The organism is Pseudomonas sp. Sample_24 (genome assembly GCF_004307605.1).
Taxonomy (GTDB): domain Bacteria; phylum Pseudomonadota; class Gammaproteobacteria; order Pseudomonadales; family Pseudomonadaceae; genus Aquipseudomonas.
The window spans coordinates 24718-49259 of the sequence record NZ_RCNW01000145.1 but is presented as its reverse complement, the minus strand read 5'-3'; the positions used below and the strand labels follow the sequence as shown (position 1 = coordinate 49259).

22 protein-coding genes and 1 pseudogene are annotated in these 24542 nt (G+C 59.4%); 9 read left to right on the top strand and 14 right to left on the bottom strand.

What is annotated here, in order from left to right; genetic code table 11:
- Nucleotides 1-350 (top strand): annotated as a pseudogene (locus D8V06_RS07305) (hypothetical protein); the annotation flags it as partial.
- Between the two features lie 101 nt (nucleotides 351-451).
- On the opposite strand, the gene D8V06_RS07300 reads toward D8V06_RS07305, so the two are convergent.
- The 6 genes from D8V06_RS07300 to D8V06_RS07275 all read right to left on the bottom strand — a co-directional run bounded on the left by D8V06_RS07300 (nucleotide 452) and on the right by D8V06_RS07275 (nucleotide 6014).
- Nucleotides 452-1354, bottom strand: a complete 903-nt coding sequence (locus D8V06_RS07300; RefSeq protein WP_130930702.1) for a LysR family transcriptional regulator — start codon at nucleotides 1352-1354, stop codon at nucleotides 452-454.
- 99 nt (nucleotides 1355-1453) lie between these two features.
- Nucleotides 1454-2080 carry an isochorismate family cysteine hydrolase YcaC gene (gene ycaC / locus D8V06_RS07295; RefSeq protein ID WP_056854554.1) on the bottom strand — a complete coding sequence of 209 codons (627 nt, stop codon included), beginning with the start codon at nucleotides 2078-2080 and terminating at the stop codon, nucleotides 1454-1456.
- Between the two features lie 39 nt (nucleotides 2081-2119).
- On the bottom strand, nucleotides 2120-3958 hold the full coding sequence (locus D8V06_RS07290; protein ID WP_130930701.1) for an amidohydrolase: 1839 nt from the start codon (nucleotides 3956-3958) through the stop codon (nucleotides 2120-2122).
- A gap of 9 nt (nucleotides 3959-3967) precedes the next feature.
- Nucleotides 3968-4579: an antibiotic biosynthesis monooxygenase gene (locus D8V06_RS07285; RefSeq protein ID WP_130930700.1), complete on the bottom strand. Its 612-nt coding sequence runs from the start codon at nucleotides 4577-4579 to the stop codon at nucleotides 3968-3970.
- A 107-nt stretch (nucleotides 4580-4686) separates the two neighbouring features.
- On the bottom strand, nucleotides 4687-5442 hold the full coding sequence (gene cobF, locus D8V06_RS07280; protein ID WP_130930699.1) for a precorrin-6A synthase (deacetylating): 756 nt from the start codon (nucleotides 5440-5442) through the stop codon (nucleotides 4687-4689).
- Complete coding sequence (locus D8V06_RS07275) at nucleotides 5442-6014, bottom strand: histidine phosphatase family protein (protein WP_130930698.1); 573 nt, start codon at nucleotides 6012-6014, stop codon at nucleotides 5442-5444. Before D8V06_RS07275 ends, cobF begins: the two co-directional genes overlap by 1 nt.
- 586 nt (nucleotides 6015-6600) lie before the next feature.
- On the opposite strand from D8V06_RS07275, the gene D8V06_RS07270 reads away from it, so the two are divergent.
- The 3 genes from D8V06_RS07270 (at nucleotide 6601) to D8V06_RS07255 (ending at nucleotide 9798) form a co-directional block, all read left to right on the top strand.
- A complete protein-coding gene (locus D8V06_RS07270) occupies nucleotides 6601-7617 on the top strand; it encodes an arginine N-succinyltransferase (RefSeq protein ID WP_130907386.1) in 1017 nt (338 codons plus the stop codon).
- 61 nt (nucleotides 7618-7678) lie between these two features.
- Complete coding sequence (astA, locus tag D8V06_RS07265) at nucleotides 7679-8713, top strand: arginine N-succinyltransferase (protein WP_130930697.1); 1035 nt, start codon at nucleotides 7679-7681, stop codon at nucleotides 8711-8713.
- A 215-nt stretch (nucleotides 8714-8928) separates the two neighbouring features.
- Nucleotides 8929-9798, top strand: coding sequence for an oxaloacetate decarboxylase (locus tag D8V06_RS07255; RefSeq protein WP_056854561.1), 870 nt, complete (start codon nucleotides 8929-8931; stop codon nucleotides 9796-9798).
- A 41-nt stretch (nucleotides 9799-9839) separates the two neighbouring features.
- Here the strand turns inward: D8V06_RS07255 and D8V06_RS07250 are convergent, their stop codons facing one another.
- Nucleotides 9840-10913, bottom strand: a complete 1074-nt coding sequence (locus D8V06_RS07250; RefSeq protein ID WP_130930696.1) for a diguanylate cyclase — start codon at nucleotides 10911-10913, stop codon at nucleotides 9840-9842.
- Nucleotides 10914-11137: 224 nt separating this feature from the next.
- On the opposite strand from D8V06_RS07250, the gene D8V06_RS07245 reads away from it, so the two are divergent.
- The 3 genes from D8V06_RS07245 (at nucleotide 11138) to D8V06_RS07235 (ending at nucleotide 15062) form a co-directional block, all read left to right on the top strand.
- Nucleotides 11138-12592, top strand: coding sequence for an NAD(P)/FAD-dependent oxidoreductase (locus D8V06_RS07245; RefSeq protein ID WP_130930695.1), 1455 nt, complete (start codon nucleotides 11138-11140; stop codon nucleotides 12590-12592).
- A 22-nt stretch (nucleotides 12593-12614) separates the two neighbouring features.
- Nucleotides 12615-13571 (top strand): alpha/beta fold hydrolase, encoded by a 957-nt coding sequence (locus tag D8V06_RS07240; protein WP_130907384.1) that lies wholly within the window; start codon nucleotides 12615-12617, stop codon nucleotides 13569-13571.
- Between the two features lie 111 nt (nucleotides 13572-13682).
- Nucleotides 13683-15062, top strand: a complete 1380-nt coding sequence (locus D8V06_RS07235) for a VOC family protein (RefSeq protein WP_056854565.1) — start codon at nucleotides 13683-13685, stop codon at nucleotides 15060-15062.
- 47 nt (nucleotides 15063-15109) lie between these two features.
- On the opposite strand, the gene D8V06_RS07230 is transcribed toward D8V06_RS07235, so the two are convergent.
- Nucleotides 15110-15787 (bottom strand): type 1 glutamine amidotransferase domain-containing protein, encoded by a 678-nt coding sequence (locus D8V06_RS07230; RefSeq protein ID WP_056854566.1) that lies wholly within the window; start codon nucleotides 15785-15787, stop codon nucleotides 15110-15112.
- A 329-nt stretch (nucleotides 15788-16116) separates the two neighbouring features.
- Between D8V06_RS07230 and D8V06_RS07225 the strand changes: the two genes are divergently transcribed.
- The gene (locus D8V06_RS07225) at nucleotides 16117-16632 is read left to right on the top strand and encodes an Hcp family type VI secretion system effector (protein ID WP_056854567.1); all 516 of its coding nucleotides are present in this window, start codon (nucleotides 16117-16119) and stop codon (nucleotides 16630-16632) included.
- A 331-nt stretch (nucleotides 16633-16963) separates the two neighbouring features.
- Here the strand turns inward: D8V06_RS07225 and D8V06_RS07220 are convergent, their stop codons facing one another.
- From D8V06_RS07220 to D8V06_RS07200, 6 genes are all read right to left on the bottom strand, one after another.
- Nucleotides 16964-17545 (bottom strand): hypothetical protein, encoded by a 582-nt coding sequence (locus tag D8V06_RS07220; protein ID WP_056854568.1) that lies wholly within the window; start codon nucleotides 17543-17545, stop codon nucleotides 16964-16966.
- A gap of 99 nt (nucleotides 17546-17644) precedes the next feature.
- Nucleotides 17645-17815 carry a hypothetical protein gene (locus tag D8V06_RS30345; RefSeq protein ID WP_177336583.1) on the bottom strand — a complete coding sequence of 57 codons (171 nt, stop codon included), beginning with the start codon at nucleotides 17813-17815 and terminating at the stop codon, nucleotides 17645-17647.
- 10 nt (nucleotides 17816-17825) lie between these two features.
- The gene (locus D8V06_RS07215; protein WP_130907381.1) at nucleotides 17826-18068 is read right to left on the bottom strand and encodes a hypothetical protein; all 243 of its coding nucleotides are present in this window, start codon (nucleotides 18066-18068) and stop codon (nucleotides 17826-17828) included.
- A 62-nt stretch (nucleotides 18069-18130) separates the two neighbouring features.
- Nucleotides 18131-19204, bottom strand: a complete 1074-nt coding sequence (locus D8V06_RS07210; RefSeq protein ID WP_130906309.1) for a lipocalin-like domain-containing protein — start codon at nucleotides 19202-19204, stop codon at nucleotides 18131-18133.
- Complete coding sequence (locus D8V06_RS07205) at nucleotides 19194-21665, bottom strand: FtsX-like permease family protein (protein WP_056854571.1); 2472 nt, start codon at nucleotides 21663-21665, stop codon at nucleotides 19194-19196. The genes D8V06_RS07210 and D8V06_RS07205 overlap by 11 nt, the downstream gene beginning before the upstream one ends.
- A 1-nt stretch (nucleotide 21666) precedes the next feature.
- Nucleotides 21667-22335, bottom strand: a complete 669-nt coding sequence (locus tag D8V06_RS07200; RefSeq protein ID WP_056854572.1) for an ABC transporter ATP-binding protein — start codon at nucleotides 22333-22335, stop codon at nucleotides 21667-21669.
- 137 nt (nucleotides 22336-22472) lie between these two features.
- Between D8V06_RS07200 and D8V06_RS07195 the strand changes: the two genes are divergently transcribed.
- On the top strand, nucleotides 22473-24446 hold the full coding sequence (locus D8V06_RS07195; protein WP_130930694.1) for an alkyl sulfatase dimerization domain-containing protein: 1974 nt from the start codon (nucleotides 22473-22475) through the stop codon (nucleotides 24444-24446).
- The last annotated feature ends 96 nt before the right edge of the window (nucleotides 24447-24542 follow it).

Genomic DNA, 24542 nt, shown 5'->3' with positions numbered 1-24542 from the left:
GTGGTCATGGTGGAGACAGCGCCGGTAGCGGCCACAGCGGTAGCCACGGCTCGGGACACTCCGGCAGCACGGCTTCGAACTCAGGGCGCAGCGGCACCCATTCCGAACCAGGTGACGATCACGGCGTCCATCGTTCGGGCGATGACAATGGCGTTCACCGTTCTGGTGATGACAATGGTGTACACCGCTCAGGTGACGACAACGGCGTGCATCGCTCGGGTGATGACAATGGCGTTCATCGTTCAGGCGAGATCGGCGATGACCACGGTATTCGTCGGGCCGGGGAAGTGGGCGATGATCGCGGCCTGCATGCGGCCGGTGAGCCCGGAGATGACAAACGCATGAACTGACTTGCACTGAACCGTGTAGGAGCAAAGCTTGCTCGCGATTGCGGTGGTCCACTCAACGGTGATGTTGATTGACACATCGTTATCGCGAGCAAGCTTTGCTCCTACAGGGGATCACGTGAATCTTCAGTATCCAGCCGCTCGCGCAGAAACCCGATCAACGCCTGCACCGGCCGCGACGTCTGGCGATGCTGCGGATACACCGCCGATAGCGTCAGTGGCTGCGGTCGAAACTCATCGAGCACCGGCACCAGCCTGCCATCCTGCAGCGCCGAACCGACGATGAATGCAGGCAAATAGGTAATCCCCATCCCGGCAATCGCCGCGTCCCTGAGCAACTCTCCGTTATTGACCCGCATCCGCCCGGTGACATTGACGGCCAGTGGCCTGCCCTGTCCGTTGAATCGCCATTGCACCTGTCGGCCGTGGCCATAGGGCAGGCAATCATGGTTGAGCAAATCTTCAGGTTTGACCGGTGTGCCGCGCTCGGCCAAATAGGCCGGACTGGCGCAATACACCCGCTCGATCGAAGCGATGCGTCGGGCAATGAGCGTCGAATCTTCCAGCGTACCGATGCGCAATGCCAGGTCGTAGCCTTCACCGAGCAGATCAACCGGCCGGTCGCTTAAATCCATTTCTACGGTAACGTCACGATAGCGCTGCAAAAACTCCGGCAGCAGCCAGCCCAGATGCGCCAAGGCAAACGACAGCGGAGCGCTCACGCGGACAGTGCCGCGCGGCTCGGTGGTTTGCCCGGCAATGCCCTGCTCCACTTGCTCGACTTCGGCGAGCAGGCGAAGGGCAGATTCGTAGTAGCTCTGGCCCAGAGGTGTGACGTCCAGGCGCCGGGTCGAGCGATTGAGCAGACGCACGCCAAGGCGTTCTTCGAGCTGCATCAAACGGCGGCTGACGAATTGCTTGGACAGGCCCAACTGATCGGCCGCCGCGGTGAAACTGCCAGAATCCATGACCTGGCAAAAAATACGCATGTCTTCGAACGGGTTCATTGTCACGCCTTGGTTGACGGTCCGGTACTTTATACCAAGGTCAGTCTGCCAACGGCTTTTCTGTAGGAGCGAGCCTGCTCGCTCCTACAGGGGCGTTGCTTATTTCGCGGTAAACGTGGTGTAGCTGTTGATCAGGTTGCGGTAGTTCGGGATGCGTTCGGAAAGCAGGTTGGCCAGGCCTTCCATGTCGTTGCGCCAGTCGCCCTGCAGTTCGCAGGCCACGGAGAACCAGTTAAGCAGTTGTGCACCGGCCGCCGACATGCGCGCCCAGGCGGCTTGTTGCACGGTGGTGTTGAAGGTGCCGGAAGCATCGGTCACCACGAACACGTCAAAGCCTTCGGCCAGTGCGGACAGCGTCGGGAACGCCACGCACACGTCGGTCACCACACCGGCAATGATCAGTTGCTTGCGCCCGGTAGCCTTCACTGCCTTGACGAAGTCTTCGTTGTCCCAAGCGTTGATCTGGCCAGGGCGCGCAATGAACGGCGCGTCGGGGAACTGCGCCTTGAGCTCCGGCACGATCGGGCCGTTCGGGCCGCTGTCGAAACTGGTGGTGAGGATGGTCGGCAAGTTGAAGAATTTGGCGATGTCACCCAGGGCCAGTACGTTGTTCTTGAACTCATTGGGCGAAAAATCCTGCACCAGCGAGATCAGACCTGTCTGGTGATCGACCAACAGCACAACGGCATCGTCTTTATTCAGGCGTTTGTAGGGAACGTTGCTCATGGGTAACTCCTCGGTGGATGAATGTCTTTTGGGTGTTCGTCAGAAAGCAAAACACGAGCAGCCGAAGGCGCCCCAGAAACCGGCAAAGTCGCTGACCGGCGCATTCGACAGGCGCGCCCGTTCATGGCTGTGGGAATGCACCGCACACGGACCGCTGCACTGATGAACCTGCGCTTGCAGGGGTGAGGCTGGCCGCCAATGGCCCGGCACTTTCACCACCGGCGACCAATCCGGCAGCACCGGCACACTGGCCGGGCCAAGTTTTTCGAAGTCGCCGGCGGCATACACCACTTTGCCGCCGACCACGGTCAGCACCGACTCGATCCATTTGATCGCTTCTTCGTCGACACTGAAAAAGTCCGCGCTCAACGCCGCGATATCGGCCAGCTGTCCGACCTTGATCTGGCCCTTCTTGCCCTGCTCGGACGAGAACCAGGCGCTGCCATGGGTGAACAGTTCCAGCGCAGTCTGGCGCGACAGGCCTTCGGCATGCAGCGCCATGCCGCCGACGGTGCGTGCGCTGACCATCCAGTACAACGAGGTCCATGGATTGTAGCTCGACACGCGCGTGGCATCGGTGCCCGCGCCTACCGGCACACCTTCAGCGAGCATGCGTTTGATCGGCGGGGTGGCTTCGGCCGCTTTGGCCCCATAACGCTCGACAAAATACTCACCCTGGAACGCCATGCGATCCTGAATCGCAATGCCGCCGCCCAGCGCCCTCACCCGCTCGATGTTCTGCGGGGTAATGGTTTCGGCGTGATCGAAAAACCAGGGCAGGCCATCGAACGGAATATCGCGGTTGACCTTCTCGAACACATCGAGCATGCGACTGATGGATTCGTTGTAGGTGGCATGCAGACGGAACGGCCAGCGCTGTTCGACGAGGTGGCGCACCACCGGCTCCAGCTCGTCCTCCATGCTCTGCGGCAGGTCAGGGCGCGGTTCGAGAAAGTCTTCGAAGTCTGCCGCCGAGAACACCAGCATTTCCCCGGCGCCGTTGTGACGCAGGAAGTCATCGCCCTGGTGCAATTTGACGCTACCGGTCCAGTTCTGGAAGTCGGCCAGCTCTTCTTTGGGTTTCTGGGTAAACAGGTTGTAGGCGATGCGCACGGTCAGTTGCTCATCCTTGGCCAACTGTTCGATCACCTGATAATCGTCGGGATAATTCTGGAAACCACCGCCGGCGTCGATGGCACTGGTCAGGCCCAGACGATTGAGTTCGCGCATGAACTGCCGCGTCGAGTTGACCTGATATTCCAGCGGCAACTTCGGCCCCTTGGCCAGGGTGGAGTAGAGAATCATCGCGTTGGGACGTGCCACCAGCATGCCGGTGGGGTTGCCGTTAGCGTCGCGAACGATTTCGCCGCCCGGCGGGTTCGGCGTGTCGCGGGTGTACCCGGCTACCCGCAGCGCGGCCCGGTTGAGCAAGGCCCGATCATACAAATGCAGGACGAACACCGGTGTGTCCGGCGCCGCCTGATTGAGTTCATCAAGGGTCGGCATGCGTTTTTCGGCAAACTGAAACTCGTTCCAGCCACCCACCACGCGCACCCACTGCGGTGTTGGTGTGCGATCGGCTTGCTCCTTGAGCATGCGCAAGGCGTCGGCCAGCGAGGGCACACCTTCCCAGCGCAATTCAAGGTTGTAGTTCAGGCCCCCGCGGATCAAGTGCAAGTGCGAGTCATTGAGACCGGGAATCACGCAACGGCCCTTGAGGTCGATCACTTGCGTGACCGGACCGCGTAACGCCATGGCCTGGGCATCGCTGCCGACCGCTACAAAGCGGCCGTCACTGATCGCAACCGCACTGGCGTGCGGATTCTCGCGGTCGACCGTATGAAATTGGCCATTGAACAGAATCAGATCGGCGTTCATCGCAGTTCCTTAAGGCAATTTGGCAGGGGACTGGCCGGCTTCCAGCCAGGGCGCAAACAGGCGCGTGGCGAGCGGCATGAAGACGTACACCACTGACAGCACGATGGTCAGGGTGATCAGGAACGTGGCGACCACGTAATTGGAAAGAAATGCGTTGAGCTGCAGCAACGGCCCCCAAAGCAGCGGTACCAACAGCGTGTGCGGCAGGATCACCAGCAGCGTGACCACCGCCTGCTTCCAGCGCGGTGCAGGTGAGCCGGTTTCAGTCTGCGGGGTAAACCAGAACTCGTTGACCGGGTTGACCTCAGTCTGGTCGCCATCAGCGAGCATCGGCGCAGCTTCGTCGACCAGCGCCTGGCGCTGCGGCGAATCGAGCCAGCGCTGCATCGCTTCAGTGGAGCAAAAGCGCAGCACGCAGGTGTACGTGTCGAGACCCGCGTTTTTGCCACGCACCACATCCACCCCCAAGTGCCCCACGCTTTGCCCGGCAACCTTGACGATGTTGCGCAGCCAGGCTTCATACGGCACTTCGGAACCGGCCTTGATCCGATGCTTGACGATCAACGTGACAACTTCATCGAACCCAGGTGTCTGTGTGCTCCGGGACTGGATTTCAGACATGACGAAGGTCTCCGACGTAACAATGTTGAAAGGACTTCAATGTTGCCGATGACGGGAAGGAAAAAATTGCATGTACGTGCTTTTTTTTTAAAACGTGCCGCCCGGACTCAGGGCTTGTGCAACAAATAGGTGTCCATGATCCAGCCATTGGCCTGTCGGGCCGCCTTGCGGACCCGCTCAATCTCATCCGCGACGTCCCTGAGCTTGCCGCTGATCAGGATTTCATCGGGTGTCCCCAGGTAGGCCCCCCAATAAATCTGCGTGTCCTGATCCGCCACTTGTTGGTAGGCGTCCTGGGCATCGAGCATCACCACCAGGCTGTCGGCGTCGCTCACCTGCCCCGCGGCCAGTCGCCGGCCAGTGGTGATTTCAACCGGACGACCGATCTGATTGAGCGTCACTTTGTGCTGCGCCGCCAGCGCCTGAACGCTGGTGATGCCGGGAATCACCTCGTATTCGAAAGCGCAGGTGCCTGCCGCGAGAATGGCCTGCAGGATTCGCAGGGTGCTGTCGTAAAGTGCCGGGTCACCCCATACCAGGAACCCGCCGCACTGGCCGTCCGTCATTTGCTCATTGATCAGGCGCTCGAAGGTACGCTGCTTGACCAGGTTCAGCTCATTGACGCTGCAAGTGTAGTCAACATCGCCACGCTCGCGTTCCGCAACCGGCGCTTCGACAAAGCGGTAATCGCGATGGCTGATGTAACGTTCACAAATGTCGCGGCGCAGGTCGATCAGTTTGTCTTTGCTCCGGCCCTTGTCCATGAGGAAAAACACATCGACCCGATTCAGCGCCTTGACCGCTTGCACGGTGATGTAATCAGGGTTGCCGGCACCGATGCCGATGACCATTATCTTTTTCATCAAGACACCCCTTCAGGATCAGTGCCCGGCAGCCGCAAGCGCCAGCAACCATTGAACCGCAACTCGATGGACGACAGCGGCTCGACATCGATCAGGTTGTAGGCCGGGCTCTGCAGGACGTGACTCAGCGCGGCACGAATGACAAACGGATGGGTAACGGCGATGAAATGCCCAGGTGTTGCTTGCAGCGTCGCCAGCCACTCAGCGGTGCGCCTACAGACCTGGGCCACCGACTCACCACCATGCGGGGCCGCATGCGGGTCGGCAATCCAGCCCTGCAATAATTCAGGTTCGGATGTTTGCACGTCATTGATGCTTGCACCGCACCAGCGCCCGAAATCGCAATCTCTCAGGGCTGCGACCACCTCCATCGTACTGCCGAACAATTCGGCGGTTTGTCGGGTGCGCAGCTCCGGCCCGCATAACAGCTTCGGCGCACCCTTGAATTGAGAACTGCGCGAACCCCGCGCCGATTGCCAATCCATCTCCAGCGGCTCGTTTGTAGGAAACCGCGCAAGTTTTTGTGCGACAGTTCGTGCATGGCACATCAGGGTCAAACGAGTCGCCTTCACGCGGGGTTTCTCTGTCGGGTGGGAAGGATAAACGGCGTTTAATCGCCAGCCAGAGGCAATTGTGCCGTAAGAGTCGGCATCGGGGTTGTTTCCTTTGACTTGAAATGGGTAATGGCCGGATGCCTTTCATGCTACAGGATCAGCCATCTCTGACTGCTCTTTGGGCGTTTGCCTACAAGCCTGATCGACTTACCTGAAGCCCCGATGCGCATCGATCAAAAATCGTCACTGGACGTTGAAATCCCGCACGAAAATTAACTAGACATGCAGTGCGGCTTAAATAAATACTGCTTTCAACGGATTACCGATAGCCCACATCCAGCAGGAGCCCGGATGCCTTGTTTTGCCAGACCCGAACATCGTTTCCGGTCTGGAACCTGACCCACACGAACTTAAGATCCATTCACCCTGACGAGCCCCATGGCAGGGTCTGGAGCGGGCACGGTGATGCGTGTAGTCATACCCGGTAACGAACAAAAAAGAGCGACGCCTTACAAGGCTACCGCCGAAAAAATGCGTGGAAAACCGACAGTGATTGTCAGGCTTGGTGCCCCGTCACCCAGCCCTTTGAGACAGGAGTGCATCCATGCTGGTCTTGCGCCCAGTGCAGTTAACCGACCTGCCCCAGTTGCAGCGCCTTGCTCGCGAAAGCCTGGTGGGCGTCACGTCCTTGCCGGACGACAGCGAGCGCTTGCGCGATAAAATCCTCGATTCCTGCACATCTTTCGAGCAAAACGTGCAGAACCCCGGGCCGGAGAATTATTTCTTCGTACTCGAGGACCTGACAAACCGGTCTCTGATCGGATGTTCGGAGATTCTGGCGACTGCCGGGTTCGACGAACCGTTCTACAGCCTGCGCAATCGCCACTTCAATAGTGCCTCGCGGGAGTTGAACATCGAGCACGGCGTGCCGGCGTTGTCGCTGTGCCAGGACCTCAGTGGCCACACATTGCTGCGCGGTTTTCACATCGATGGCGCATGGACAGGAACGGCCGCCTCCGAACTGTTGTCGCGAGCGCGCCTGCTGTTCATCGCCGCCCATGCCCAGCGCTTTTGCGACACAGTGATTACCGAAATCGTCGGTTACAGCAGCGATGAGGGACATTCACCCTTCTGGGATGCCGTGGGCAAACACTTCTTCGACCTGCCCTACGTCGAAGCGGAGCGCTTGTGTGGCCTGGAAAGCCGGGCGTTCCTCGCCGAATTGATGCCGCAATATCCGATCTACGTGCCCATGCTGCCCCAAGCCGCGCAGGACTGCATCGGCCGGATCCACCCCGATGGCCAGGAAGCATTCGATATTCTTCAGCGCGAGGGATTCGAAACCAATCACTACGTCGACCTTTTCGACGGCGGTCCAACCCTGCTGGCCCGCACGGGCAACATACGGTCCATCGCCCAAAGCCAAACCACCCAGGCCAGCCCCGGTGCGTTCATCGACGCTCGAGGGCGTTACCTGGTCAGCAATGATTCGCTGGAGAACTTTCGCGTCATCATTGCAGAACTGGACTACCTGCCCGGAAAACCCGTGACCCTCGATGCCGCGATGTGTGCAGCGTTGAAGGTGACCGAGGGCCGTCAGGTTCGGTTGATTGCCCTGTGAGCATCGTTGTGTGCGGTGCCCGACAACGATCCCCGTACAAACCCGAAGCAGGAGCGGCATCATGATTGTTCGACCGGCCCAGGTGACCGACCTGCCTGCCCTGCTCGCGTTGGTTCGGCTTGCGGGCCGAGGGATGACGACTTTGCCGGCCGACGAAGAACGACTGAACTACCGATTGCGATGGGCAAAAAGAACGTTCGCCGAGCAGGTCGAACGTGCCGATGCGGATTACCTGTTCGTACTCGAAGACGACGATCAGCAAGTGGTGGGCGTGAGTGCCGTGGCGGGAGCCGTTGGCCTGCGTGAACCCTGGTACAACTATCGGGTCGGTCTGACGGTCAGCTCATCCCCGGACCTGGGGATCCAGCGACACATTCCGACCTTGTTCCTGAGCAATGAAATGACCGGGCAATCGGAACTCCGCACGTTGTTCCTGCGCCCCGACCAGCGCCTGGGCAGCCACGGTCGACTTCTATCCCTGAGTCGCCTGTTGTTTGTCGCGGAGTTCCCGAGCTTGTTTGGCGACAAACTCATCGCCGAGCTGCGCGGCAGTGCCGACGAACAGGGCTGTTCGCCCTTCTGGGACAGCGTGGGCCGCCACTTTTTCCAGATGGATTTCAGCCACGCCGATCACCTGTCCGGGTTGGGCAACAAATCGTTCATCGCCGAACTGATGCCACGCCAACCCATTTACACCTGTCTGCTCACAGAACAGGCTCAAGCCGTGATCGGCAAACCTCACGCCAACAGCGAAGCGGCACTGAAAATCCTCAGCGACGAGGGTTTTGACCACAAAGGATATATCGACATTTTCGACGCCGGCCCGGTCATCGAAGCCCCGACCTCCGGCATTCGCACCGTGCGCGACAGTCAATTGCTTGATTTGGCCATTGGCGCCCCGGACGAGCAGGCGCCGCTGTGGCTGATCCACAACCGCCGACTGGAAAACTGTCGCATCACTGCTGCCCGGGCTCGACAATCAGGGCACAGTCTGGTGGTTGATCGTCTCACCGCCAAACGCCTGCAATTGCGACCCGGCGATTCTGTTCGAGCCGTCCCCTTGCTCAAACAACAGCAGCAGGCAGTGGCGGCGTAACACCTCAATTGCCTGGCGTGCCGTTGGTCGCTCAACCCAAGCCGACATCCCCCAGACATACCCGCGTTTACCTTGAAACAGACAATGGCACACACCAAAAGGCAGCAATCACGGCAAATTCGTCATCATTCTCGACTCGCCAGCGTGATAGCCTTTTACAACTTCGGCGTTGACACTTTTGCTCAAGCCCTTCCATTTCCATTGGTGGAACTCATATGTCCAGGCTGTCTCATCAAGATTTGCGCCACAATTTTCGCCAGCTGTTCGCGTCCAAAACCTGCTATCACACCGCATCGGTCTTCGATCCGATGTCGGCGCGCATCGCCGCCGACCTGGGGTTTGAGGTAGGCATCTTGGGAGGTTCGGTTGCATCGTTACAAGTGCTGGGCGCCCCCGACTTTGCCTTGATCACCCTCAGTGAGTTCGCCGAGCAGGCCACCCGTATCGGGCGTGTCGCCCAGTTACCGGTCATCGCCGACGCCGACCATGGCTACGGCAATGCATTGAATGTGATGCGTACCATTGTCGAACTGGAACGTGCCGGCATCGCGGCCCTGACCATCGAAGACACCCTGCTGCCCGCCCAATTCGGCCGCAAATCCACCGACTTGATAACCGTCGCCGAGGGCGTCGGCAAGATCCGCGCGGCACTGGAAGCCCGCTGCGATTCAGAAATGGCAATCATTGCCCGCACCAACGCAGGGATCCTGCCGGTGCAGGAAATCATCAGCCGCACCAAGCAATACCAGCGCGCCGGTGCCGATGGTATTTGCATGGTAGGGGTAAAGGATTTCGATCATCTGGAGCAAATCGCCGAGCACCTGAGCGTCCCGTTGATGCTGGTGACCTACGGCAACCCGCTGCTGCGTGACGACAAACGTCTGGCCGAACTTGGCGTGCGCGTGGTAATCGACGGCCACGGCGCCTACTTCGCCGCCATCAAGGCGACCTACGACAGCCTGCGCGAACAACGCCAGATCTTCACCCAGGCCTCTGACCTGAGCGCTACCGAACTGACTCACACCTACACTCAGCCTGAAGAGTACATCCGCTATGCGGAGGAATTCATGAGCGTCAAGGAGTGATGGGCAGGCGGTAGTCAGGCGGCGACAATGGGATCAGGGGATCAAACCGAGCCGAGCAGCTCATGCCGTGGCCTGTCGTCACGGCAACAGATCACCCGATTACGCCCCGTGCTCTTGGCTTCATACAGCGCCTGATCCGCATCATTGAGCCACAGGGTCGCGTCGGTGTGGCCTGCATTGAACGCCGCAAGACCAATACTCAGGCTGACCTTCAACGTCGGATTCTGTTCATAACCCAGGGTGGCGAAGCGATCACGCAAGCCCTCCATGACGGCAGCGGCACTGCTCAGGGGCAGGTCCGGCAGGATCACGCAAAATTCATCGCCGCCATAACGCCCGGCGACATCCGTGGCCCGCAGGTTGTGTTTGAGCATCTTGCTCAGTTGCCGCAACACGATGTCTCCGGCGACGTGACCGTAGGTGTCGTTGATGATTTTGAAATGGTCGATGTCGATCAGGGCAATCGCCCCGCCCTGGCGTTGCCGCTGGCAGCGCTGGAATTCCACTTCCAGCTGGTCCTTCCAGGCGCCGTGGTTGAGCAATCCGGTCAGGCTGTCGGTGCGGCTCAGGGCCAGTAACTCGCGCTTTTGCCGCCCGAGGGTATAAGCCTGGCGATAGCAGATCCAGCCCAGCGCCAGCGGATAAAGACACATCAGCGGCAAACAGGCGTAGAGCTGGATCTGGCTGGTTTCGGGAACCACGACGGGGTTGAAAAACAGCCAGCCGACGCCCATCCCGAGTACCTGCGCGGCGGTCCCCGTCAGCAGAAAGCGCAAACCGCCAATGGCGACATTATTCATCGCCATCATCGAAAGGGTGGTGGCGGCAGGCAAAGGATTGAAGTGCATGGCGACAACCCAGAACCCACCCATAAAGGCGTCCACCAACAGGTTACGCTGTTCCGCGTGGTAGGGACGCGCAACCCGACGCGACCAATGGTAGGCCAGGTGCGGCCAGAGCAACCCATTGAACAACATCAGGCCCCATACCCAAGGCGCCGGGTTCAATGGGAACATCGCCACACTCACGCATAACAAACCCAACCCGAGGCCGAGGATGCGCGATGTGTAGAGCCTCCTGGCCAGTGAAAGTCCTTTTCCTCCCATCTTTCCCATTGGGACCTCTGCCGCACGGAACAAAATCTGATTACACCGGTGGTGCAGGTACTGTCGGAGTCTAACAGGGCAACGTCAAATAGCCATCACCGGCTAGCGGCGCATAGGCCGAGCGCTGTGTGCGAGTCTGATCGCGCCCACTTGATGAAGATCACGCGCAATACCGCTTCGTTTGGCTATACATGAAAGAAGCGTTCGCTAAACCACGAGCAAACAGGAGGCCCATGCAGACCTTTCAAGTGCTGATCATCGGTAGCGGCTTTGGAGGTCAGTGCGCCGCCGTCAATTTGCTCAAGGCCGGCATTACCGACTTCCGTGTGCTGGAGCGGCGGGACTTCTTCGGTGGCACCTGGTGCCAGAACACCTACCCCGGCGCCGCCGTCGATGTGCCTTCACCGCTGTATTCACTGTCCTTTGCCCCCTACCGCTGGACGCAGATGTTTGCCGAACAGGCCGAACTTCATCGCTACACCGGTCATGTGATCGAGCACTTTGGCCTGCGCGAACGAGTGGAATTGCAAGCCGATGTCGAGCGTGTCGAATGGGACGATGCCGGCAAACGCTGGGCCGTGCACACTGCCGCCAAAGGCACGTTTCACGCACAATTTCTGATCAACGCCACGGGTCCCTTGAGCCAACCGGTAATTCCGCATTTCGAGGGGCAGGAACGCTTTCAGGGCAAAACCTTTCATACCAACAATTGGGACCATTCCTACGATTACCGGCAAAAACGCGTGGCCATTGTCGGCAGCGGTGCCAGCGCGGCGCAGGTGATTCCGGCGATAGCCCCGGATGTCGGGCACTTGCATGTATTCCAGCGTACGCCGCATTGGGTGCTGCCTCGGGCTGACCGCACATTCGGGCGTTTCCAGCGTTGGCTGCTCGGGATCAGGCCGGCCTACAAGCTGCTGCGCTGGATGATCTACTGGCAGTTTGAAACCCGGGTGATCGCCTTCAAATACTCGAAACCGGCGTTGCACATGGTCCAGCAAAAGGCCCTGCGCTTCATCAGGCGCCAGGTTCCCGACGGCGAACTTCGGCGAAAACTGACGCCGGACTACACTATCGGCTGCAAACGGGTGATTCTATCGAACACGCTGTACCCGGCGCTGGCCCGCAGCAACGTAACGCTGAACAGCCGCGAACAGGCCATCGCCGCTATCGACGAAACCGGTATCGTCATGCAGGACGGCCAACACATCGATCTCGATCTGATTATCTGGTCCACCGGTTATGACGCCACCGACGGGGTGATTTCCTACCCGGTCAGCGGCAAGAACGGCACGCAACTGCGAAATGTATGGCGCGAATTCCCCCGAGCCTACCTCGGCACTGCCCTGCCGGACTTTCCCAACCTGTTTATCGTCACCGGCCCGAACACGGGCATCGGCCACACCTCGGCGCTGTTCATCATCGAATCGCAAATGAACTACATCCTCGACTGCATTCAAACGTTAAAAGCACAAGGTTTACGCAGCATTGAAGTTCGCCCGGAAGCAGAACGTACCTACACTGAAATGATCCATAGAGAAATGGAGCGCACGGTGTGGAAGTCGGGAGGCTGCCACAGTTGGTATCAAAGCAAGAGCGGTCATGTGATTGCCATGTTTCCGGGGTTCAGTTTCAGCTTCCACCGCTTGACCCGAACCTTGAAACCGGCCGATCACATTTTGTCCTGATTCGTCAGAAGGAAGGCGCCTGATGCTTTTACTGGTTGTCGCAATCGCGGTTTTTGCCGCCTGGAGCTGGTTGAGCTACCCGGCCATCGGCTATTGGATCTATGAATTGAGCACGGCCGCCGAAGCCAAGTTGTACAAGCTGCACAAGATTGTCGTGCCCATCGCCGAAATGACCGTTTCGACCTGGCAAGGTGGCCCCTACGAAGCATCCAGCAATGTGTTGATGCTGCATGGTTTTAGCGCCGATAAAAATATCTGGCTGCGCTTTGCCCGATATTTTGTCGGCAATTATCGGGTCATCATCCCCGACATCGCCGGTCATGGCGAAACCGGCTTCAAGGCCGGCGGCGGCTATGACATCCCGTTGCAGGCCAAGCGCATGATCCAATTGCTGGATGTGTGCGGCGTGGACAAGGTTCATGTGATTGGCAACTCGATGGGCGGGTATCTGGCGGCATGGCTGGCGGCAACTTACCCGGAACGCATCGTTTCGGTCGCCCTGATTGATCCGGCGGGCGTGACCGCGCCCGAACCCAGTGATCTGGAGCGGCATCTGGCCCGGGGCCACAATCCTTTCCTGATCAACTCCCGCGAAGAATTCAAATACCTCTATGCCATGACCATGGCCGATCCACCATGGGTGCCGCGCGTGGTGCTGGATGCCTTTGCCCATCGCTATGAACAGTCGCGGGACGAACTGGAAGAGATTTTTCGCGACTTCCGCGCCAGCCCGCCGATGGAGCCGAAACTCCCTTCGATCAAAGCCCCGGCCCTGCTGCTCTGGGGACGCAAGGACCGTTTGATCGATGTCAGCAGTGTGGCGATCTGGAGCAAAGGCATCGCTGATCTACGGGTAGAAATCTGGGAAGGCGTCGGCCATATGCCCATGGTCGAGGCACCGGCCGGTTCAGCCCACCTGTATCGGGAGTTTTTGGCATCGCTGCGCTCGGAAAGCCCACAGGATCAACGACTGCACTGAAGATGCAGTCCTTTGCAGAATGAAGTTCGTCAGAAACTTCGTTTGTCGGCGACGCCCAAGGCTGCGATCTTTTGATCCATCCTTCTCGTTACCGCGCCAGGAATTCTGTTCATGAACCACCCTAGCTTCGTCAGCCCTGACCTGATCCGCCAACGCTTTTCCAGAGCGATGTCCGACATGTACCGCGAAGAAGTGCCGCTGTACGGCGCGTTGATGGAATTGGTGGAACAGACCAACCGTCACGTGCTCGACAGCGATCCGCAAGTGGCGCAGCAGTTGAACAGCACTGGCGAAATCGAACGCCTGGACCTGGAGCGCCACGGTGCGATCCGGGTCGGCACGGCCGCTGAACTGGCCACCCTCGCCCGCCTGTTCGCGGTGATGGGCATGCAACCCGTGGGTTATTACGATTTGACCCCGGCCGGCGTCCCCGTGCACTCCACGGCATTTCGTGCCGTGCATGAAGCAGCGTTGCAGGTCAGCCCGTTCCGTGTTTTCACCTCGCTATTGCGCCTGGAACTGATCGAAGATCTTGAGTTGCGGGCCTTCGCCCAGTCGGTTTTGGATAAACGGTCGATCTTCACCCCGACTGCGCTCACGTTGATCGAGCGCGCCGAGACCCAGGGCGGTCTCACCGAACAAGAGGCGGTAACATTCGTCGAGCAGGCGCTGGAAACCTTCCGCTGGCACCACAGTGCCACTGTGACCGCCGAGCAATATCAGAAGCTCAGCGCCCAGCATCGCCTGATCGCCGATGTCGTGGCTTTCAAGGGGCCGCATATCAATCACCTGACTCCGCGTACCCTGGACATCGACATCGTCCAGGCACAAATGCCTGCCCATGGCATCACCCCCAAAGCGGTAATCGAAGGTCCGCCCCGTCGTCAGTGCCCTATTCTGCTGCGCCAGACCAGTTTCAAGGCACTCGACGAACCGGTCGCGTTCATCGACCAAGCCCAAACACGCGGCAGTCACAGCGCCCGTTTCGGTGAGATCGAACAACGTGGCGCTGCGCTCACGCCCAAAGGCCGGGCGCTGTATGACCGCCTGCTCAATGCGGCGCGGGATGAACTCAAGGATTTCCCCAATGAAGCCAATGCCAAGCGTTACAACACGCTGATGGCGCAACACTTCAGCGAATTTCCCGACACCTACGAAGACATGCGCCGTCAGGAGCTGGCGTACTTTCGCTATTTTGTGACAGAAAAAGGCCTGGCAGCAGCCGAACTGAAAACCCTGCCACTGGAAGATCTGGTCAGCGGTGGTTATCTGCGAGTCGAACCGTTGGTGTACGAAGATTTCCTGCCGGTCAGCGCGGCGGGGATTTTTCAGTCAAATCTGGGGGACGCGGCGCAGACCCACTATGGCGTGCATTCCAATCAGCAAGCGTTCGAGAGAGCCTTGGGGCGCCCGACCATTGATGAATTGGGGTTGTATGCCGAGACCCAGCGGCGCTCGATCGAGCAGTGTTTTGCCTCGTTCGTACACTGACACTGGACTGACTGCGGGAGCGAGCACGCTCGCTCCCGCAGAGTGGGTTATTTCAGTTTCGCCAATAGCGCTTCAGCCGTTGCCTGTGACGACGCCGGATTCTGCCCCGTCAGCAACAGACCATCCGTGAGCACATAGCTCGCCCAGTCCGGGCCCTTGGAAAAAATCCCGCCTTTGGCCTTGAGCTCGTCTTCGACCAGAAACGGCACGACGTTGGTCAATTGCACGGCGTCCTCCTCACTGTTGGTGAACCCCGTCACCTTCTTGCCTTTGACCAAGGGCTGGCCGTCGGCGCTCTTGGCATGCCGTAAAACACCCGGGGCATGGCAAACGGTCGCGACCGGTTTGCCGGCGTTGTAAAAAGATTCGATCAGGGCAATCGAATGCTTGTCTTCGGCCAGGTCCCAAAGCGGACCATGGCCGCCGGGATAGAAAATCGCATCGTAATCGCTGGCCTTGACCGAGCTGAGCAGCACGGTGGATGCCAAGGCCGACTGCGCAGCCGTGTCCTTGCGAAAACGCTCGGTGGCTTCAGTTTGTGCATCCGGTTCGTCACTTTTCGGGTCCAGCGGTGGTTGCCCGCCTTTGGGTGAAGCCAGGGTCAACTGAGCGCCGGCATCCTTGAAGGCGTAATACGGTGCCGCGAATTCCTCCAGCCAGAATCCGGTTTTCTTGCCGGTGTTACCCAATTGATCGTGGGACGTTAAAACCATCAGGATTTTCATGTCGTCACTCCGTCTCGGGACTGCAGTGGTGGCTTATAGCCGTGATGCGCCGAAAACTGCTCGCTTGGCACGCTGCAGGTTCTCGGCGCGAGGTGGATCATTCGGTCTGTCGGGCGATTCGACAAGGTGCGCCACAATTCGACCTGTATTGCGCAGCAACCTGCGCAGATATCGAGGTGTTTTAGCGAAAGAACGTTCCCCTGAATTGACTCGACCTGCGGCCTCAGGGGGCTTCGCGGCTTATGGCACGGACCTTGTTAATCGTGAGACCCCCATCAGGCGAACGTGCCTTTCGGGAGCCTCACTTTACTCTAGCAAGGAGAGCATCCATGGCTACACCCGCGTATATGTATGTGAATGGCGTGACACAAGGCTTGATCACTGACGGTGCTTTCACGGCTGACTCCGTTGGCAACATCTTTCAGGAAGGTCGTGAAAATGAGGTCATGGTTCAAGGTTTCAGCCACGAACTGACAATGCCGCGCGATCCGCAATCTGGTCAAACAACAGGCCTACGCATTCACAAACCGGTAATAATCACGAAGGTCTTCGACAAATCTTCGCCCTTACTACTGCAGGCGTTGACGACGGGTGAAGTGATGACATCTGTCCTGATCAAATGGTACCGCATATCGATAAAGGGGACTCAAGAGCACTACTACACCACCGAGCTTGAAGATGCGATCATCGTCCATATCAAAGATTACATGCACAACTGCCAGGATCCGGCGAATTCGCATTTCACGCATTTACAAGACGTGCACTTTACCTATCGAAAAATAACCTGGACCCACGAAGTAAGTGGTACTTCGGGCTCCGATGACTGGCGCTCGCCGGCAGGCTGATGTGCTCGTGCAATAACTATCGAACCGCTTTTTTCCGGTCTAATTTATAGATCGTATTGGAGAAGCCCCATACGCAAAGAAGAGTTCGCCCAGTGCAATGGCCTCGGCATCCCTGCACCGGTAAAGAGCCGCAACACTGGGCGAACGAGACGCATATTAAATCAACGCCTGGAAGTTGTCCGCGAATATAAACATGAAATTTACAGATACATATTTATCAAATGTCGACTCCAATATAATTTGCATCACTCACTGAACTCACCAGCTCGTTAAAAAAAGTGAATATCCCTGTACAAGTTGTACAGGAACATTCAACCGATAGAGCAGATACTCAACTTTTGCGTGTAGTGACCTTCAGTATATCGGTGTAAACCACATTCACCGTCTGGCCTTTCTTCAGATCCTTTAGCTTGGCTTGCATTTCAGGTCTTACGACATCGATCGTCTTGGACTGGCCTTTGGGATTTTCGAAGGTCACCCGATTGTTCTTCACATCGATGTCGGTGATCTTCAGTTGTACCTGTACCTGACGGTAGGCTTCACCCCCCGGATTGGCGCTGCCGGGCGCGGCGCGGGCTTCACCGGTTCGCTCGATGCTGCCCGGCAAGCCTTTGTCGATATCGGTGTCGAGGTAAGCCGCCACAGCGCGGGTCACCTCAATGTCCACTTGGTCGCCGGCCTTCAGGTTGCCGAGGTTCTTGGCCTTCTCGGTCAATTGCACATGCACCTGATTGCCCTCAGGCCCCTCAAGCACGACTTGATGATTGGCGGCATCGACCGACACGACTTTGGTGGTGATTTGATCTGCTTCCACGACGGCAGACAGCGGGATGTCAGCCGCAATGACACTCAGGCTGGTGGCAGAGAGCAAGGTGGCAAGGGTGATGGCTTTGGTCAGTGCGTGAAGTTTCATAGGCAGAACATTCCCTGTGATCATTGGCGACAAACGGCTTTGAACCCGGGTTAAAAGCCGCGTGCGAATGAGCATAGACGCTGTTGCGCGAGTTCGACGCTAATCTGCATTCTTCGCGGTTTCTTGCGCTGTCGACTCTCCGCTGCGGGTGCCCTTGCCACTTTCCTCGCGCCGCGTCGGATCGGTTGGACGCAGGGCATCGTTGTCGCGTTCTGTTTCCCCCGGTGGACGGGGCTCGTCGGGGTTTTCTGATTCCGGTGTCGGTTTCATGGCGTATTCCTCATGCCTCGGGGTCTTCGACTTCCCGGGCAACGTTGATGGCCGGTGAGTCTTTGTGGGACTGCTCCGCTCTGGCTCGCAAGTCTTGCCACTGTTGAAGGTCAACCGCGCCCTGACCCAGCAAATCGTCGGCCAGACGCAGCAATTCCATGTAATGCGCGTCCGGGGATTGTTGCCAGTAAGCCTGGTCTTCAAACAGGCGCTGCCATGCGTCAAGGTCGGGTGGGGTGAGGTCTTCGCGCATGACAGTCTCCGGTCTGTGGCCTTCTTGATTTAGGAGGCCCGCGAACATCAGAGAGTTCCGGCTCAATACCCGGTCATTTCCAGATACCCCTGCCCTTTATGGCTGCCGCTCAAGCGCACCGGGCCTTCCCAGTAAGGAATGCGCAAATCCATCCAGGCCCCGGGATTGAGGGCGTTGATGACGATGTCGAGGTGTTTGTCGGGAATCCGGATCGACCAGCGCACCGGCATCTCGCGCCCTGCCACCGTAGCGGTGTCCTGCGGGACGAGGCGGATGTCGCCGGCCCTTAGCAGTTGCGTCTGGCCTCGGGCATCGATCCACGTTCCAGTCAAATAGGGCTCACCGTCCTTGTGCCGCATGCGATAGAGCATCACTTGTTCGCCACTCTCCAGGTGCAGGGAAAACCAGTCCCACCCGGTCTGATTGGCCGTCAGCGGCTGGCTGCTCCATTCGCGGTCGAGCCACGCGGGGCCGCTGACTTGATACGGCTTGCCGTCGATCTCAAGCGTGCCGCTGGCCTGGAAAAACGGTTGGCTGTAGTAATACGACGCCTGGCCTTGCTCGGATTTTTGGCTAAACCCCTGGTCACCTTGCAACACCAGCGGTTGGGTCGACGTCAGCCGCAATCGATAACTGAAGGCTTTGTCCCGGGCACTGAGTTGCAGGTCGGTCAATGGGTTTTCAGAAGAGGCCTGGCTGCTGAACACCCAGTCGTCGATCCACGCGCTGAACGGCGTCAGGCTGACGCCCGCCTGACCGACGCCCCCCCGGGCATAACGTTCGGCTGCATGATGTGCCGTCGCCGAGGTCACTGCTGCATGCCCGAGCCAGATCGTCTGATTCTCCCAGCCCTTGACCTCGGGTGTGGCTTTCAAGGCACTGCGAAACAATGTCCACTGCGCGCCGAATTCGTGACCCTGCGGGTCCTTGAGGTTGGCGGTGACGTACCACCACTCGATCCGGAAACCGTCATGAGGGCCGTGATCCGCCGGGAAGCTGAACACTCGACCGGGCACCACCTTGGTGAATGCACTCGCTTGATTGCCCAGCCCCGCAAAGCCTTTTTCCGATGGCGCCGGTTGCTCGCAACCGCTCGACAAGACTGCCAACAGGCACACGACGCACTTAATCCTCATGGGCAAAAGTCCTCAGCAGGTCCGCTGGCTGCGTGCGGTACAACGCGTAAAGCGGCCATGCCGACGCCAGCAACGTTGCCAGCAATGCCAGCCCCATCAACTGCAGCAATTGCAGCGGGAACACCCGCAGTGGCAAGCGCCAGCCGAACGCCTGAACGTTGATCACCGTGTCGAGACACCAGGCCAACGCAATGCCCAACGGCAGTGCCAGCGCCAGGGTCAGCACTGCCAGCAACCAGGTTTGCCCGAGGTTGAGCCGCATCAATTGCTGTCGCGTCACCCCCAGCGCCCATAATGGCGCCAGTTGCCCGAGGCGGCTCTGACTCTGGGTAAGCAGGCTGATGAACAACGCCACGCCGGCCACGCACAGGGTCAGGCTGTTGAGGGCGGCGGTGGCGGCGAACGTTCGCTCGAATACTTGCGTGGACCATCCCTTGAGCCGCGCCTGGTCGACGATGCGGCTGTCTTCAAGGTCAAAGCGCGCCTGCAAGGCCTGTACGAACGGTGCAATCAACGTCGGCTCGATGCGCAGATTGAAACGGTTCGGCGTCAATTGCGGCCAACCACGCAACAGATGATTGATGTTCACCAGCACGTGGCCCTTGGGATTTCCGTAATCGGCGTAGATCCCGATGATGCGCGGCGACCACGGGCCATTGGGCGTCGCCATCGACAGATGATCGCCCAAGCCGACCTTCAAACGCCGGGCCAGCTGTTCGCTGAGCATCACCGCGTCGTCCGTCGCCAGCTGCTCCCAGGGCTTGTCGCCCAAGGCTTCGAGCAGTGGCCAGTGCTGACGATAGGTCGGGTGATCGATCACCCCGAACACATCCGCCGGCCAACCTTGCAATTGAATCGGCACTTGCCAGTTGGGCAATACCGCCGTGAGTTGCGGCTGCTGCATCAGCCAGCCGTGCAGCTCCCGGGCCTGGGTCGGGTTTTGTGGATTGAGGTAAAGCTCGGCGGTCAGCCGTTGTTCCAGCCAGTCGCTGAACGTCTGGCGAAAACCGGCGGTCATGCTGCCGGCCCCGATGTTCGCCGCCAGCGCCAACAGCAGCGCCATCAGCGCCAGGCTCAGGGCCGGTAACTGCTGGCGGCAATCGGCGAGAAACCACTGGCCGAGCACCGACCGAGCGCGATGCAGCAGCAGATTGAGTAGCGCATCGAGCACCACGGGCAACGCCAGTGCCGCACCGATCAACAGTGTCGCCATCAACAAAAACCCGCTGATCAGACTGTCACCCAACACCAGCGCCAACCCGGCGCTTGCCAGGGCTATCGCCGCCACCCAGCCCTGGCGCCGCAACCAACGCGCATGCGCCTGATGCCACGCCTGCGGATCGGCCAGGGCCAGCAATGGCAAACGCGACGCCCGCCACAGGCTGTTGGCACCGGCGAGCAACGCGCCCAGCAGGCTTAACCCTATGCCGCCGAGCCACCACAGTGGACTGAGGTTCAACTGCCCCGCCACTTCCGCGCCGTACAAGCCGCGCAGGCTGGCGGCGACATCCGGCAGCAACACGCCGGCCAGTAAATAGCCGCTGACCACCCCGGCCAACCCGCCTACCAGGGCCAGCCCACCCAGTTCGACGGCGAGACAGGTGATCAGCATCCGCGCACTGACGCCACAGGCACGCATCGTGCGCAGCAAACCACGGCGCTGTTCCAGGGCGAGGCCGATGGCTGCATGCACGATAAACAGTCCGACCACGAACGACAGAAACCCCAACGCATTGAGATTCAGATGAAAGCTTTCGGTCAGGCGTGCCAGATTGTTTTCTTCAGCGCTGCTTTTGAATTGCAGTTGTCCCTTGAACGCATCGGGAAGTGGCGCAATGAAATCCTTGGGCAGTAACAACCGCGACAGCTGTTCCGGCAAACCGAGAATCTGTTGGGCAAACCCGATGTCCACCAGCAACACCCCCGGGGCCATATCGGTTTGCGCATGCAGGGGCGGCAACGATGTCCCGCTTACGCTCAAAGGTCGGTCACCTTCTTTCAATCCCAATGACTGCAAGGTCGATGGCGCAATCCAGGTACTTCCCGGCGCAGTAAAGAACTCGACCACCTGTTCGATTGCCAACGCCTGGCCCGCCACCGGCGAACCACCCGGCAGTGACACCGGTTCGATGCCCATCAGTTGCAGCCGTTGATCTTCATGGTCCTTGAGCGTCAGCCTTCCCTGCAGTACCGGCGACACCGGCCAACCGGCGCGACGCAGGTCGACAAACCATTGCTGCGGGAACGTCCCGCCAGCGGTTGCACTGAGGCTGGCCTGGGGTTCACCGCCAATCAGCTGGCTGGCGCGGGCGTAGCTTTCTCGCGCCTGGCTGTTCAACGCTTGCACGCCGGTCAGCAGACTGGTGGCCAGCCACAGCCCGGTCAGCACACTGAAAAACTGCACTGGATGCTGTCGCCAGTGACTGAGCAGCGCGCGCAGGGTTTCGCCGAAGATGCGCATCTCAGCGACCGTCCACACCGAGCAGACGACCACCGTGCAGCACCACTTTTTCTGCCAGCTGCGCCGCCACGCCCTGACTGTGAGTGACCATCAACAGCGTCGTGGTGCTGTCGTCGAGCAACGCCAGCAATAACCGCAATACCTCGGCACTGGTGGTTTCATCCAGGCTGCCGGTAGGTTCGTCGGCCAGCAACAGCTTCGGCCGTGAGGCCAAGGCTCGCCCCAGTGCAACACGCTGCTGCTGACCGCCAGACAATTGCTCCGGATAACGTTTGAGCAACTCGCCCAGCCCCAAACGTTGCACCAGATGCGCCTGCCAGCGTGGATCATGACGACCGGCAAGCCGCGCCTGAAAGGCCAGGTTGTCCTCCACCCGCAGGCTGCCGATCAGGTTGAACTGTTGGAACACCAGGCCGATTTCGGTGCGCCGCCACTTCGCCAGTTGCCCTTCGTTCATCTGTTCCAGACGATGCTCACCGCTGCGGATACTGCCGCGGTCGACCTTGTCCAGGCCGGCGATCAGGTGCAGCAAGGTGCTCTTGCCGCTGCCCGACTCGCCCATCAACGCCAGACTGCTGCCGGGCTTGAGCGTCAGGTCGACACCTTGCAGCACCGGCAACGGCCCCTGCGGCGTGGCGTAGCTTTTGAAGACACCCTGGACCTCAAGCATGAGAGAACCCGTTCGATTGGCGTGGGCCAAGGATAGCGGGCCTGAATGGTTTTTGTCCGTTGGCGATTGCCATCTGGAACGGGCGCCGCCCTACCCTCGAGGCTGGTCTGACCATAACGATAAGAAACGGAGACGCCATGCCACGTTTTACTTTGAGCCACCGCGGCCTGCTGGCCTGCCTGATCACCGCGTGCCTGACGCAATCGGCGGTGGCCGCCGATGCACCAGTCGCCGCCAGCGCGCAAACCGCCGCCAGCAACAGTGCCGTGTTGCAACAACTGCCCTTTAGCGATCGCACTGACTTCGAGTCGGTGGGCAAGGGCTTGATTGCGCCCTTCAAGGGCCAGGTCAAGGATGCCGCCGGCAAGATCATCTGGGATGTCCAGGCTTATGACTTCCTGCTCAAGGACCAGGCTCCGGATTCGGTCAACCCGAGTCTTTGGCGTCTGGCTCAACTCAATGCCCATGCCGGGCTGTTCGAAGTCAGCCCGAAGATTTACCAGGTGCGTGGTCTCGACGTGGCCAATATGACCATCATCGAGGGCGATGACGGGTTGATCATCATCGACCCGCTGACCATGGCCGAAACCGCCAAAGCAGCGCTGGCGCTGTACTACCAGAACCGTCCGCAGAAACCGGTGGTGGCGGTGATCTACAGCCACACTCACGTTGACCATTTCGGTGGTGTACGCGGGGTGATCGACGAGGCCGACGTCAAGGCCGGCAAGGTCAAGGTGTTCGCCCCCGTCGGGTTCATGGAACACGTGATGAGCGAGAACGTGTTCGCCGGCAATGCCATGAGCCGTCGCGCGCAGTACCAGTTCGGCAGTCTGTTGCCTCGCGGTGAAAAGGGCCAGGTCGATGCAGGTCTGGGCAAAAGCACGCCGAGCGGCGGCACCATCACCCTGATCGCGCCGACCGACCTGATCGACAAGGAACTGCAAACCCGCACTATCGCCGGGTTGGAGGTAGAGTTTCAGCTCACACCGGGCACCGAAGCGCCGGCAGAAATGAACCTCTACCTGCCGCAACTGCGCGCCTTGTGCATGGCGGAAAACGCCACGCAAATGATGCACAACATTCTTACACCACGCGGCGCGCAAGTGCGTGACGCCAAGGCCTGGGCGCAATACCTGGACAACAGCCTGGCGCGCTACGGCGACAAGAGTGACGTGCTGTTTGCCCAGCACAACTGGCCGACCTGGGGCGGCGAGCGCATCCGCACGTTCCTCGCCGACCAGCGCGACATGTACGCCTTCCTCAACGACCGTACCCTGCACTTGCTCAACCAGGGCCTGACCCCGCTGGAAGTCGCCGACGCGATCAAGAAACTGCCGGGCAGCCTCGACCAGAAGTGGTACACCCGTGGTTACTATGGCTCCCTGAGTTTCAACGTGCGGGCGGTGTACCAGCGTTACCTGGGTTTCTACGATGGCAACCCGGCCAACCTCAACCCGTTACCCCCGGTGGACAGCGCCAAACGCAGCGTCGAGGCCATGGGCGGTGGCGTAGCGGTGTTGGAGAAAATGCGCGCCGCCATGGCCAAGGGCGATTACCGTTGGGCGGCGCAACTGGGCAATCAGTTGCTGTTCAGCGAACCGGATAACGCCGACGCGCGCACGGCCCAGGCCGAGACATTGGAGCAACTCGGTTATCAAAGCGAAAACGCTACCTGGCGCAACATGTACCTGACCGGTGCCATGGAGCTTCGCAACGGCGTACCCACCCATGCGGGCTCGTCGGTATCGGCCGACATGGTGCGGGCGATGAGTCCTGAGATGTTTTTCGATTTCCTGGCCATTCGCCTGGACAGCGACAAAGCCGTTGGCCACGACATGACCCTGAACTGGACGTTCGAAGAGCCGAACAAGGATTTCACCCTGACCCTGCGCAACGGCGTATTGACCCACCGCCCTGGCCTCGACCCGCAGGCCGATGCATCAGTGAGCATGAGCAAGACAACGCTGGAGCAGATCAGCCTCAAGCAAACGGACTTCCCGACGGCGATCCACAAAGGCCTGGTCAAACTGCAAGGCAATGGCAAGAAGCTTGGCGAATTGATGAGCAGCCTGGACACCTTTGCGCCGCAGTTCAATATCGTCACGCCTTGATCGGATGACGCGGGAAAACCGCGTCGCCCCCATCGCGAGCAGGCTCACTCCTACCCAGGCCAGGTTGATCACAACATTTGTGAACAACACGAAACT